Annotated in this window: 11 protein-coding genes and 1 pseudogene; 7 read left to right on the plus strand and 5 right to left on the minus strand. The window is 60.0% G+C overall.

The genetic code is table 11. The features are described from left to right. Positions 1–46: 46 nt before the first annotated feature. The 3 genes from J3P93_RS22815 to fecA all read left to right on the plus strand — a co-directional run bounded on the left by J3P93_RS22815 (position 47) and on the right by fecA (position 3,888). On the plus strand, positions 47–535 hold the full coding sequence (locus tag J3P93_RS22815) for a sigma-70 family RNA polymerase sigma factor (protein ID WP_434592178.1): 489 nt from the start codon (positions 47–49) through the stop codon (positions 533–535). Further along, positions 532–1,464 (plus strand): DUF4880 domain-containing protein, encoded by a 933-nt coding sequence (locus J3P93_RS22820; protein WP_434592181.1) that lies wholly within the window; start codon positions 532–534, stop codon positions 1,462–1,464. The genes J3P93_RS22815 and J3P93_RS22820 overlap by 4 nt, the downstream gene beginning before the upstream one ends. A 90-nt stretch (positions 1,465–1,554) precedes the next feature. Next, a complete protein-coding gene (gene fecA, locus J3P93_RS22825; protein ID WP_434592184.1) occupies positions 1,555–3,888 on the plus strand; it encodes a TonB-dependent Fe(3+) dicitrate receptor FecA in 2,334 nt (777 codons plus the stop codon). A gap of 261 nt (positions 3,889–4,149) precedes the next feature. Here fecA and J3P93_RS22830 read toward each other — a convergent pair whose 3' ends face one another. Both J3P93_RS22830 and J3P93_RS22835 read right to left on the minus strand, forming a co-directional pair. Then, entirely contained in the window at positions 4,150–4,557 is a 408-nt protein-coding gene (locus J3P93_RS22830) for an HPF/RaiA family ribosome-associated protein (RefSeq protein WP_016771629.1), read from the minus strand. A 200-nt stretch (positions 4,558–4,757) separates the two neighbouring features. Further along, a complete protein-coding gene (locus J3P93_RS22835; protein WP_434592188.1) occupies positions 4,758–5,705 on the minus strand; it encodes a LysR substrate-binding domain-containing protein in 948 nt (315 codons plus the stop codon). A gap of 135 nt (positions 5,706–5,840) precedes the next feature. Here J3P93_RS22835 and J3P93_RS22840 point away from each other — a divergent pair, with 135 nt between their 5' ends. Both J3P93_RS22840 and J3P93_RS22845 read left to right on the plus strand, forming a co-directional pair. Further along, positions 5,841–7,217, plus strand: coding sequence for an L-serine ammonia-lyase (locus J3P93_RS22840; RefSeq protein WP_434592191.1), 1,377 nt, complete (start codon positions 5,841–5,843; stop codon positions 7,215–7,217). Between the two features lie 262 nt (positions 7,218–7,479). After that, the gene (locus J3P93_RS22845) at positions 7,480–7,794 is read left to right on the plus strand and encodes a DUF3509 domain-containing protein (protein ID WP_203420802.1); all 315 of its coding nucleotides are present in this window, start codon (positions 7,480–7,482) and stop codon (positions 7,792–7,794) included. Here J3P93_RS22845 and J3P93_RS22850 read toward each other — a convergent pair. Beyond that, on the minus strand, positions 7,791–8,291 hold the full coding sequence (locus J3P93_RS22850; protein WP_090281834.1) for a phosphate-starvation-inducible protein PsiE: 501 nt from the start codon (positions 8,289–8,291) through the stop codon (positions 7,791–7,793). The two genes, J3P93_RS22845 and J3P93_RS22850, sit on opposite strands and share 4 nt — an antisense overlap. 328 nt (positions 8,292–8,619) lie before the next feature. On the opposite strand from J3P93_RS22850, the pseudogene J3P93_RS22855 reads away from it, so the two are divergent. Then, positions 8,620–8,874 (plus strand): annotated as a pseudogene (locus J3P93_RS22855) (YebG family protein); the annotation flags it as partial. Between the two features lie 154 nt (positions 8,875–9,028). Here J3P93_RS22855 and J3P93_RS22860 read toward each other — a convergent pair. Further along, on the minus strand, positions 9,029–10,048 hold the full coding sequence (locus J3P93_RS22860) for a Glu/Leu/Phe/Val dehydrogenase dimerization domain-containing protein (RefSeq protein ID WP_434592196.1): 1,020 nt from the start codon (positions 10,046–10,048) through the stop codon (positions 9,029–9,031). 186 nt (positions 10,049–10,234) lie between these two features. Between J3P93_RS22860 and J3P93_RS22865 the strand changes: the two genes are divergently transcribed. Continuing rightward, positions 10,235–11,038, plus strand: a complete 804-nt coding sequence (locus tag J3P93_RS22865) for a SirB1 family protein (protein ID WP_434592199.1) — start codon at positions 10,235–10,237, stop codon at positions 11,036–11,038. Positions 11,039–11,166: 128 nt separating this feature from the next. On the opposite strand, the gene J3P93_RS22870 is transcribed toward J3P93_RS22865, so the two are convergent. Continuing rightward, the gene (locus tag J3P93_RS22870; RefSeq protein WP_434598321.1) at positions 11,167–12,468 is read right to left on the minus strand and encodes an IS4 family transposase; all 1,302 of its coding nucleotides are present in this window, start codon (positions 12,466–12,468) and stop codon (positions 11,167–11,169) included. Positions 12,469–12,483: the final 15 nt, after the last annotated feature.

Raw genomic sequence — 12,483 nt, forward strand, 5'->3', positions numbered from 1 at the left:
TCTAACGCACGTTCTCGACGCCTGCTTTGCGTCCGGAGTCATTCCGTTGTCGTCCGCCCACTCCGTCGAATCGCTTTATCAGGCTCATCACAGCTGGCTCAACGGCTGGTTGCGACGCAAGCTCGGCTGCCCGGACAGCGCGGCGGACCTCGCTCAGGACACCTTCATCAAAGTGCTGACTGCGCGCGAGCCGCCGCTGATCATCGAGCCCCGGGCATTCCTGACCACCCTCGCCAAACGCGTGCTGTTCAATCATTACCGCCGCCAGGATCTGGAGCGCGCCTACCTCGAAACGCTGGCGCAGATGCCGGAGATCGTCGCGCCGTCGGAAGAACACAAAGCGATCATCCTGCAGACCCTGATGGAGCTGGACGAGCTGCTCGACGGACTGCCGCGTGCGGTCAAACGCGCCTTTCTGCTGGCCCAGGTCGATGGACTGACCTATCTAGAGATCGCCGCAGAACTCGGCATCTCCGTGGCCACTGTCAAACGGCACCTGCACAAAGCGGCGCTGCGCTGCTATTTCGCTTTATGAACCGCACACCGGATTTTTCCGCGCAAGTGGCCGAGCAAGCCGTGCACTGGTTGCTGGAAATGCAGCAAGGCGCCCTCAGCCCACGCCAGCAACAGGCCTGGCAGCAATGGCTGAACGCCCACAGCGAACATCGCCGCGCCTGGGAACACATGCAGCGGGTCAATCAGCGCTTGCGCGGGGTGGCGTCGCCGCTGGCCCATGCGGCGCTGAACGGGCCGAAGTCCGCCAGCCGTCGGCAGGCGCTGAAGCTGCTGCTGATTCTGGGCGCCGGTTCGGCCATGACCTGGGGCTTGCGCGAGCACACGCCGCTGCCGTCGTTGCTCGCCGATTACCGCACGCCGCTCGGGCAGCGGCGCAAGGTGTCGCTGGGTGGCGACGATCTGTTGCAGCTCAACACCGCGAGCGCGGTGGATATCGATGGCGCGCAACGCCTGATTCATCTGCTCGAAGGCGAAATGCTCCTCAGCGCTGCAAAACCGTTCGCCATCCGCACCGCGCAAGGCGTTCTGAACGCTCAAGGCGCACGCCTAAATGTGCGTCAGTTTGCCGAACGCACACAGATCGCCCTGTTTGCCGGGCGAGTCGAACTGACCCTCAATCAACGCGCGCCCGTGCTGCTGCCGGTCGCGCGCCAGCTGAGTTTTACCGCGAGTTCCGTCAGCGACGCCAAAGCGCTGGACGCCAACAGCGGCGCCTGGACTGACGGCATGCTGGTCGCCGCGCACATGCGCCTGGGCGACTTCCTCGACGAGTTGAGTCGCTACCGTCGCGGTCAGCTGCATTGCGACAAAAAAGTCGCCGACCTGCTGATCTCCGGGACTTATCCACTGGACGACAGCGAGCGGATTCTCGACCTGCTGCAAATCAGTCTGCCGGTCAAAGTCCGGCGTTTCACTCGCTACTGGGTGAGCGTCGAAGCGCGGGTCTGAGGCCCCTGAAAAATAAATGAGCCGTTTTTCAGATCTGGCGTGACAGAGAAGGAAAGCCCCCTTGATTCAACCTTCTCAGGATCATCCGCCATGCACCCCACCCGCCTCACACCCTTGGCTCGCACCCTGCGCAACGTCGTCCTTGGCGCCAGCCTGAGCTTCAGCACCCTGCCCGCGGCGCTGGCCGCCGATGCCAAGGTTTATCACATTGCGCCGTCGTCGCTGGAAAACGCGCTCAATCAATTCGGCCGGGAAGCCGGGGTGCTGATCTCTTTTGGTTCGCAAGTCACCGGTGGCTTGCAAAGCCGTGGCCTGGAAGGCAACTACACCCCCGAGCGAGGCCTCGATGCCTTGCTCGAAGGCACCGGCCTGCAAGCACGCGCCGAGGGCGACAACGCCTTCAGCCTGCAACCGCTGGCAGACGCGGCGCTGCAGCTGGACACCTCGAAAGTCGTCGGCGACTGGCTCGGCGATGCGGCGCAGATCAACGTGTTCGAACATCCCGGCGCTCGTGACGTGATCCGCCGCGAAGAATTCGAACGCCGGGGCGCCACACAGGCGCGCGATGTGCTCAACCGCATCCCCGGCGTCAACGCCCCGGAAAACAACGGCACCGGTAGCCATGACATGGCGCTGAACTTCGGCATCCGCGGTTTGAATCCGCGTCTGGCCGCGCGCTCGACCGTGTTGATGGACGGCATCCCGGTGCCGTTCGCGCCGTACGGCCAACCGCAGTTATCGTTCGCGCCGATCAGCATGGGCAACATGGACGCAGTCGACGTGGTACGCGGCGGTGGCGCGGTGCGTTATGGCCCGCAGAACGTCGGCGGTGTGGTCAACTTCGTGACCCGGGCGATTCCCGATGAGCCGACCGTGAAAGGCGGTTTTCAGACCGAAACCAGCCCTTCCTCGAGCCACGACGGCTTCAAGACTAGCGCCAACCTGCTGGCCGGTGGCACCAATGCCAATGGTTTGGGCGGCGCGTTGCTCTACTCCGGCACTCGCGGCGGCGACTGGCGCGAACACAGCGACACTGAAATCGACGACCTGATTCTCAAAGGCAAATACCAGCTCGACGAGGCCAACAGCTTCAACGCCATGGCCCAGTATTACGAAGGCAAGGCCGACATGCCCGGTGGTTTGAACGTCGCCGATTACGATGCCGATCCGTACCAGTCGACGCGGCCGAAAGACCAGTTCTGGGGCCGTCGCACGATGTTCAATGTCGGCTATCGCTATCAGCAAGATCGCCGCGAATTCACCGCCAACACCTTCTTCACCAAGACCCTGCGCAGCGGTTATCTGGATCAGGGCACGTTCCTTTCGCTGTCACCGCGCGAATACTGGGTGCGCGGTCTGGAAACGCGTTTCGCCCAAGGCTTCGACCTCGGCCCTACCAGCCATGAAGTCGGTGTCGGCTACCGCTACATCAACGAAGCCGGCCACGAGTTGCGCTATCGCACGCCGATCGCCAGCAACGAATACCCGACCACCAACAGCCGCAATGACCGCGACACCCGGGGCGGTACCGAGGCCAATGCGTTCTTCATCGACGATCGCATCGATATCGGCAAGTGGACCATCACCCCCGGCGTGCGCTACGAAATGATCGAGTCGCAGCAGACCAACAACCTGACCAACGTCAAATACAAGGGCGACTACAACACCGCACTGCCGGCACTGAATGTGCTTTATCACCTGAACGACAACTGGAACCTGTACGCCAACACCGAAGGCTCGTTCGGCAGCGTGCAATACAGCCAGATGCCCAACCGCGTCACCAGCGGTGAAGTAAAACCGGAAAAGGCACGCACCTGGGAAGTCGGCACGCGCTACGACAACGGCGCGTTGCGTGCGGAGATCGGCGCGTTCCTGATCAACTTCGACAACCAATACGAAAGCAATCAGACCAACGACTCGGTAATCGCCCGCGGTGAAACCCGCCATCAGGGCATCGAGACCAGCATCAACTACGCGCTCGACGACTTGAATCCGGCGCTGGCTGGACTCGATGTTTACGCCTCGTACGCCTATGTGGACGCGACCATCCGCGAAGACGGCCCGAACAAGGGCAACCGCGTACCGTTCTCCTCGAAGCACAAAGGCACGCTGGGCGTCGGCTACACCGAAGGGCCATGGAAGCTGAATCTGGACAGCACCTTCCAGAGCGACCAGTTCGCCGACAACGCCAACACCACGAAGGAAAGCGCCGACGGCAGCACCGGCAAGATCCCCGGCTATATGCTGTTCAGCAGCCGCGCGGGGTATGATTTCGGGCCGCAGCTGTCCGATCTGAACGTGGCGGTGGGGGTTAAGAACATCTTCAACACGCAGTACTTCACGCGCTCGTTCGATGACAACAACAAGGGCAAGTATGTGGGGGAGCCGCGGACGGTTTATGTGCAGACTTCGGTGGCGTTCTGACTTGGCTGATCAAATGCCCCTCACTAGCCCTCTCCCGGAGGGAGAGGGAACTGACCGCGTTGTTTTAACGAGTTGCGCAGACCGGGATATCGAGCCGAACTCACGTTTTGAAACCAATCGAGATCAGCTCCCTCTCCCTCTGGGAGAGGGCTGGGGTGAGGGTCTGCTTTCTCGCCCCATACTCAAAATCAAGCCACAAAACAAAAACGGGCCTGCAATCGCAGGCCCGTTCTCATTGGGGTGGCTTATGAAATCAGCGCATCAACTGTTGATCGCTGCCTGTTCGTTCTCGTCAAATTCTTCTGCCAGCAACTTGTCATTGGCTTTGCCGGTGAATGGCACTACCGCAGCGCGTGGTTTACCTCGCAGTTTGCCGAACAGGTGATCCAGTTTGTGCTCGAGTTTTTCGGCAGCGCCGTCGATCGCCTGCTCCAGCGAATCGGCTTTATGGGTCACGGAAATCGGTTGGTGGCCTTTTGGCCGCGCTTCCAGTTGGCAGCGCAAGTCATGTGGACCTGGCTTCTCACCGTTCTCGTCGCTGAGGTGGACTTCGACACGGGTCAGGTCTTCTTCATAACGGTCGAGCGTGCTCTCAATAGTTGTACGTACCCACTCCTCCAGTCGCTTACTGCTTTGAATATGGTTATCGCTGTTGACTTGGATTTGCATAGTTCATCCCTTATTTCAGCTAGCTCGCAAGGGGCCTGGAACAGGATTTCGTGACCCCTTGATTACAACAATCGGCCCGAGCGGCGAACATTTCAACCCCTGAAAAAAGATAAATATTCATTCGCAAAAAAAGCCGGACAAGCAAGCGAAGCGCTGGTAAGGTCGGGAGTTGGGTCGCCCTGCCACCCGGCAGAATTCGCTTACAATTGCCCGTCATTCAACGGGTGCAAGCTGCGGAAAATGCCCGCTTCCTCAACCAGCCAGTCGTGCACCGCACGCACGCCCGGATGGCTCAGCGCCCCCGGCGCGTACAGCAGCACGTAACGTTTGTGATTCGGCACGGACAGACCGAACGGCACGATCAGTGCCCCGCGCTCCAGTTCGTCGTTGAGCAGCGTGCGCCGGGCAATTGCCACGCCCATGCCGGCAATTGCCGCTTCGATGGTCAGGTGATTGCGATTGAAGGTATGCCCGCGCCGCACATCGGCGCCTTCGAAGCCGATCGCGTTCAAATAGAATTCCCATTCGGCGTATTCATAGCTGCCGCGCCACGCAGTGATGTCGTGCAGCAGCGGGAAATGCAGCAGATCCGCCGGCCCGTGCAACGGCGGCCGTCCGCGCAACAGGCTCGGCGCACACACCGGAAAAATCTGCTCGTCGAGCAAGGCTGTGGATAACAATCCGGGGTAGCTGCCGTCGTTCAGATCGATCGCCAGATCGAATTCGCCTTCGTGCAGCGGCACGCTGCTGTCCTCGGCCACCAGGCGCAGCTGAATGTCCGGATAACGCTGTTGCAGGCGTGGCAGACGCGGCGTCAGCCATTTGCTGAGAAATGACGGAATCGAGCGCACGCGCAGCGTCCCGCTGATCATCCCGGCATCCAGGCGTCGCAACTCCGCGTCGATGCTGCCGTAAGCCTCATTGACGGTAATCGCCAGGCGCTGCCCTTGCGCACTCAGCTCCACGCCGCGCGCGCGTCGATGAAACAGACGAAAGCCCAAGCGCTCTTCGAGTTGGCGAATCTGCTGGCTGACCGCGCCGGGGGTGATGTGCAGTTCTTCGGCACAACGGGTGAAGGACAGGTGCCGTGCGGCACAGGAAAACACCTGCAGCCAGACGTAAGTCTGCGCATGCAATTGACGGCTCATCGTTTAGTCCTGCTAAAGGCTTTCTTAGGAAGTTTCGTTGGTCACCTCCGATTGAGGCAGGCAGTATCGCCGACATTGCGCTTGTCCGACAAAAAATGGCAGCGATTCCTACTCCATCGCTTGTAAGGCTTTAGCATGGCTATCAGTGTTTTCGATCTCTTCAAAGTGGGCATTGGCCCGTCCAGTTCCCATACCGTGGGTCCGATGCGTGCGGCGGCAACATTTGCCCAAGCCCTGATCGATCAGGATTTGCTCGACGACATACGGCGTGTCGAAATCCGTTTATACGGTTCGCTCTCGGCCACCGGCGTCGGTCACGCCACCGATCGCGCCACGGTCATGGGCCTGATGGGCGAATGGCCGGACAGCATCGATCCGTCGACCATCGACACCCGCATTCAACAACTGCGAGAAACCGGCCAACTGTCCCTCGCCGGCCAGCAAACCATTGCTTTCGACTGGCAGCGCGATCTGCTTTTGCTGGATGAGAGCCTGCCCTATCACCCCAACGCGATGTCGCTCACGGCCTTTGGCGCGACCGGCGAATTGTTCGAGCAAACCTATTATTCGGTCGGCGGCGGTTTCATCATCGAAGCCGCAGAAGCCGAATCCGGCGTGGCCGCAAGTGGCGACGTTGAATTGCCGTACGACTTTTCCAGCGCCGCGCAATTGCTGTCGCTGTGCAAGCAGCACAATCTGCGCGTGTCCGAGTTGATGATGGCCAATGAGCGCGCCTGGCGCAGCGATGCCGAGATCCGTCAGGGCCTGCTGCACATCTGGGCGGTGATGCGTGAGTGCGTAGAAAAAGGCTTGAGCCACGAAGGCATTTTGCCGGGCGGCCTGAACGTACCGCGACGTGCGGCGAAACTGCATCGCAGCCTGCTGGAAATCGGCAAGCCGAATGTGATCAGTTCAACGCTGTCGGCCATGGAGTGGGTCAACCTGTTCGCCCTCGCCGTCAACGAAGAGAACGCCGCCGGCGGGCGCATGGTTACTGCGCCGACCAACGGTGCCGCCGGAATCATTCCAGCGGTGCTGCATTACTACATGAAATTCAACCCGGACGCGTCTGACGATGATGTCGTCGCGTTCTTTTTGGGCGCGACCGCCGTCGGCATTCTGTGCAAGAAAAACGCCTCGATCTCCGGCGCCGAAGTCGGCTGTCAGGGTGAAGTGGGTTCGGCCTGCGCGATGGCTGCGGCGGGTCTCGCGGAAATCCTCGGCGCCACTCCGGAGCAGCTGGAAAACGCCGCGGAAATCGGCCTCGAACACAACCTCGGCCTTACCTGCGATCCGGTCGGCGGTCTGGTGCAGGTGCCGTGCATCGAGCGCAACGCGATTGCCGCCGTCAAGGCGATCAATGCCACGCAAATGGCCCTGCGCGGCGATGGCAATCACTTCATTTCCCTCGACCGGGTGATCCGCACCATGCGCGACACCGGCGCCGACATGCACGACAAATACAAGGAAACCTCGCGCGGCGGCCTCGCCGTGAACTGGGTAGAATGCTGATCGAGCGGCCTGCACCGTCAGCGACCATCAGCGCTTTCCTGCCCCGAAAATGCGCCATAAAAAAAGGCGAGCCGCAGCGCTCGCCTTTTTTGTCGCCGTGTTTATTGTTCGACAATTTTTCCGGCATGACCCTTGCTGTACCCCCTGTGAGGCAAACGGACTTTGCGAACCTCAGCGAACGAGATGCCAATGGTCTGGTATGGCGAACCAACCCGATCATGGTCGGTCAACAACTGCACGTTCAATCAGGCGGTGACGCATCATGGACAACCCATTTCAGATCATTACCGATGCTTTCGCGCCGGACTATCAGATCAACCTGAGCATTCAGGGGCTGGACGGCAGCATCATGCTGACCCTGTCCAACGGCGGCCGGATCGTCGCCAAACGCATGATCAGCGCCGAACAGCGCAATGATCCCGAGCGCTTGAAGCGACTGGTGCAAAGCATCCAGTTCGGCATCGCCATCGAGCAGGGCCACAGCGCCATGTCGATTCTCGAAGCCATGACCAACGGCGCCGGGCTCACCCCGCCACCGCCCGTCAAAGGCCAGCCAGGCCAGTCAGCCGGGCTTTAAAGCTCGCCTTTCTCGACTTCCGGATGCTCGCTCGAGCCCGTGCCGATCTTGCGCTGCGGGTTCTCGATCTTCACTGAGGGGAATTGCGACGACGCATAGCGCACCACCAGGATCGCAAACGCCAGCAACAGAATGCCGCCGCACAGGTAGATGATGCCCATGTCCGGCGGATTGTGGTGCGAGACGTTGGAGATCAGCAGACGCGTCAGTGCGGTGATCGCCACATAGATCAGGAAACGCACCGGCATGTGGTTGGTCTTGAAATAAATCCCGACCATCGCGCCCAGTTCCAGATAGATGAACAGCAGCAGAATGTCGTCGATCTTGATGTGCCCGACTTCGAGCATGCCCAGAAACTCCATCACCGCCGCCCACGCCGTTACCGCACCAATGGCGAACAGCGCCAGATAGTGGAAGGTTTCGACGAACAGGTTGCCCAGGGACTCGGCCAGTTGATGCACGTTCTGCCGCAGTTTCTCGGCCCAGTTGATTTTCACGATGATGTTCCTTAGCCCGATTCGAGCGGATGATGCGTGTTGGACGTTACGGTTTGCCGCATGCCCTGGTTGTCATGCAGAAACGAGGCCACGCCATCATGGCGAAGCGCCGCCAACCCCGCCCCGTGGCGTTTCGTCGCACGGTCGGTGCTATGTGGCAGCGAGGCTGCTGGCGAATACAGCCGACATGAAGCTCACTGACAAAGCGAAAATCCGGTCTACATTGAAAAGCCACTACCCATGGCGCAGGGATTCGCTTATCCTTTTCGCTGTATATGGATACAGTAGTCGACAAGACAACTTAACGTGAAGGCATGTGAGGTGGTGAATGGCCGTCGAAGTGGTATACCGCAGCAGCCGAGATCTGGAGCGCTTGTTCATGGATAAAGCCGAAGCTGACCGTCATGACAAAATGCTCGAACTGGCCGAATATCTGGCCGATGTTCTGCAAAAAGCCGTTCCGTCGCTGACTGAGCAGCAAGTAGAGGAAGCCGGGATCTACATGGCGAAGAATCGCGATGTGTTCGCCCGGGCGTTCAAGAGCCAGCCGGACGCGCTGGCTGAACTGATCAACGCACCGGCCGAACCGGTCGAGGCCAGCGAGCCTGGCGAGGACGTGCAAGCGTCTGAAGCGCCGGTGAAACCGGCCAAAGCAGCGAAGGCTGCGAAGTGATAAACGCCTGAATTGAACAGGCCCCGAGTCGCAGGACGCGGGGCCTTTTTAATGCCTGTGAAACTCAGCGATACAAAACTTTCTCTGCCAGTTCATCGGCTACCCGCGCCGGCGAACGCTTTTCCGCCTGCGCGTGGGCGAAAACTTCGGTCAGCCTTGAACTGATCTTCGACAGATGCGCGGTGATGGTCGGCAGTTCTTCGCCGCGATGCTTCAGCGAAACGTAGATCAGGCCGCCGGCGTTGATCACGTAATCCGGCGCATAGAGAATTCCGCGCCGCTCCAGTTGATCGGCCATGTCCAGGTGCGTCAGCTGATTGTTCGCCGAGCCGGCCACCGCCGCGCAGCGCAATTGGCTGACCGTGTGGCTGTTCAATACGCCGCCCAGACCGCAGGGCGCGAGGATGTCGCACGGCGTGCTGAGTAAAGCGTCGTTGGCAATCGGATGGGCGTTGAGTTGCTCCATCGCCAGTTGCACCTTGCCGTGGTCGATATCGCTGACCAGCAGTTCGGCGCCCACCGCGTGCAGTTGCTCGGCCAAGGCAAAACCGACATTGCCAAGGCCCTGAATGGCGATGCGCAAGCCTTCGAGGTTGTCGCTGCCCAGCCGCGCCATGGCGGTGGCCCGAATCCCGGCGAACACGCCCATTGCCGCATGCGGCGCCGGGTCGCCGGCAGACGTGGTGCTGGTGACGTGGCGGGTCTGCTGGGCAATGCAATCCATGTCGGCCACCGAAGTGCCGCTGTCGATGGCGGTGATGTAGCGGCCGTCGAGCTGGTCGATGCAACGGCCGAAGGCTTCGAACAGCGCACCGCGATTTTCGACATGGGCCGGCCGCACGATCACTGCCACGCCACCGCCCTGCTCCAGCCCGGCCAGCGCGGCTTTGTAGCTCATGCCCTGGGCAAGACGAATGGCGTCCTCGATGGCTGATTCGTCATCGGGATAGGCAAGGTAACGACATCCGCCCAGGGCAGGCCCGAGGCGACTGTTATGAATGGCAATGACCGCCTTCAACCCGGAAACCGGGTCGACGCTAAGGTGCAGCGACTCCAGGCGAGTGCTTTGCATGAGAGCGAACATCGACAGGCTCCCGAATCACTTCTTGTAGAACGCCAGTATAGGCTTGCCCGTGAAAATTGCTGGAGCGCGCCGGAATAAGCGGCCGCGCCGACAAGCGCTTTGCGGCATAACTCTGTGCCGGCCATGCGGGGCACTGGACGAATCCCGCAGAGGAGGCTAAAAACGAGGCAATGCCTGGAGATTTCGATGAACCCGCGTCAACGTTTTTTCGATTGCCTGCACCGCTCACCGCCCGCACTGCTGGAAGCGGCGTTGTGGATCGCGGCCGAGCATGAAAAAGCCGTCGATCCGCAAGCGCTGTTGCACGAATTCAAAGAGCTGCAGCAACGCGTCAGTTATGGCTTGCCGATGCTGCCGGTCAGCGAGTTGGCGCAACCGTTGTTACGGCGGATGAACGATCTGGGTTTTGCCAAGGACGACTTTTTGCCGCTGCGCCCGCAGGCGGCCTTGCTGCCTGAAGTCTTGCACAACCGTCGCGGGCAACCGTTGGCGCTGGCGCTGATTGCGCTGGAGTTGGCGCGGGGTCTGGAGATTCCGCTGGTAGGGGTCAACTTTCCGGGCCATTTTTTGCTGCGCGTGCCGGGCGCCGATCATTTGCTTGATCCGTGCGGGGGCCGGCGTCTGTATCCCAATGATTGTCGTGAGCTGTTGCAGCGCCAGTACGGGCCGAACATGAAGCTCAGTGCCGAGCATCTGCTGACCGCCAGCCCGCAGCAAATGCTGCAGCGCCTGTCGCGCAATCTGCGTCAGTTGCACCTGAGCCATGATGACTTCATTGCCGCGCTGATCGACGCCGAACGGGTGCTGGAGCTGGGTAACGCTTCGGCCGCTGATTATCTGGCCCGCGCCAGTCTGTATCAGCGCCTTGATTGCCCGAATGCCGAGCGCTTTGATCTGGAGCATGCGCTGTTGCTTAGCGATGATCCGATCCAGCGGCTGCGCTTGACCGAGCGGCTCGGGCATTTGCCGCCCAATTCTGTTGTGCACTGAAGCGTCGTTTTTGTAGGAGTGAGCCTGTTCGCGATTACTCGGGTCGCGCTGCTATATCTGGCTGATCGGGGACATATCCGTTGCTGCGGGTGCTGCGGCTGGCGGTTTCGCCCTTACGGCCATCCCTTTCAAGGTCTTTTCGTTTTTTTAGCCTTGATTAACCGGTCCGTTGAAACATGCGCATGTACTGCGGTGCCCTGGACCCATGTTTTAGGCTTGGGCACTTTGGGACCGCGAGGGCTTTTCGCGACTTGTTTGGGCTGGATATTTCTGGCCAGTTCCAATAAGCGCTGGGCCAGTTTTTCTAGCGGGATAACGGGAAGATGTTCCGCGGGCAACGCAATTTGCATTCCCTCATACCCACTCCTGACTTGAACCGCCAAGTGATAGATAGAGGCCTCCCATCCTTTAGGCTGGGTATCGCGATGAGCTTGCTCAACACTTCGTTTGAGGACGGCCAGAACGTTATAGGCCAGTACCGCCGTAGCGAACCCGAGCAAGGCAGCCTTTGGGCTACCAAGAGTTTCAATCTCACTTTCCAGAATCGCTTCCAGTCGCTGGAACATACCTTCAATGCTCCAGCGGCGGCGATACAGTTCCGCGATCTGTGGCGCACTGACGCTCTCAGGCAGGTTGCTCCAGAACATCAAACTGCTGTCACCGGAGTCCGTTGGCGAATGAAGCGTCAGCTCGACACGCCGGCATTGGTAACCGCCTCTGACCTGGATGATCTGCTCTCGCACAGTGCCTGTTTCCACAGGTACCGGCTCTTGCCATTCACCCTCTTGAATCAAGCGTGGATGTTTGGCTTGCTGACGAATGACAAACGAGGTTTGAACCTGCTCACAGGCCTCCATAACCGGCAGCGTGCAGTAGAGCCGATCAGCCAGCCAGACTTGGCCCGGCTCGGCATTGGCCAATAGAGGCAGCACACAAACACGCTCACTTGCGTACGCATCCTCACACGCCTGAAGGTCGATGACCTGGTCCAGATCGGGGTCGTAGGCAACCACCGAAAAACCGGGACGAGCAGCGCCGCGCTCATTACGTAAAGCTCCTAGACGCTTCTCAGTGGACGCCAAGTGGTTGCCATCCACCACCCGAATCTGCCAGCCCGGCAACATCGCCGTGCAGCCCAACTCCCTGATGGTTGGAGTCAGGCGCTGTGCACAGCCCGTAACCAACGCGCGCAACAGAGCAGGCTCGGTACGACTGATCTTGTCGTAAAGAGCCGCCAAGCTCACAGGAAGATCTTCAAGCTGTCGCGCGGCGGCGTGAAGGGATGGCTTCAAGCCCAATGAAACAAGGGACATCAGCTTGATAATGGTCGAAAACAGCAGTTCGCGAGAGTACTGCCGTTGCCGATGCTCTTCGAAAACCTGATCGATCCACTCAGGGGCAATAGCCTGCTCCAGCGCCAATTTGGCCATGACACTGGCAGGTGC

Source organism: Pseudomonas sp. R3-57 (assembly GCF_051132065.1).
GTDB lineage: Bacteria > Pseudomonadota > Gammaproteobacteria > Pseudomonadales > Pseudomonadaceae > Aquipseudomonas.

Bases quoted from the DNA above. Each gene is read 5' to 3' on its own strand.
- J3P93_RS22820 (WP_434592181.1), top strand. From the start codon at position 532: ATGAACCGCACACCGGATTTTTCCGCGCAAGTGGCCGAGCAAGCCGTG.
- fecA (WP_434592184.1), top strand. From the start codon at position 1,555: ATGCACCCCACCCGCCTCACACCCTTGGCTCGCACCCTGCGCAACGTC.
- J3P93_RS22830 (WP_016771629.1), bottom strand. From the start codon at position 4,557: ATGCAAATCCAAGTCAACAGCGATAACCATATTCAAAGCAGTAAGCGA.
- J3P93_RS22835 (WP_434592188.1), bottom strand. From the start codon at position 5,705: ATGAGCCGTCAATTGCATGCGCAGACTTACGTCTGGCTGCAGGTGTTT.
- J3P93_RS22840 (WP_434592191.1), top strand. From the start codon at position 5,841: ATGGCTATCAGTGTTTTCGATCTCTTCAAAGTGGGCATTGGCCCGTCC.
- J3P93_RS22845 (WP_203420802.1), top strand. From the start codon at position 7,480: ATGGACAACCCATTTCAGATCATTACCGATGCTTTCGCGCCGGACTAT.
- J3P93_RS22860 (WP_434592196.1), bottom strand. From the start codon at position 10,048: ATGTTCGCTCTCATGCAAAGCACTCGCCTGGAGTCGCTGCACCTTAGC.
- J3P93_RS22865 (WP_434592199.1), top strand. From the start codon at position 10,235: ATGAACCCGCGTCAACGTTTTTTCGATTGCCTGCACCGCTCACCGCCC.
- J3P93_RS22870 (WP_434598321.1), bottom strand. From the start codon at position 12,468: ATGGCCAAATTGGCGCTGGAGCAGGCTATTGCCCCTGAGTGGATCGAT.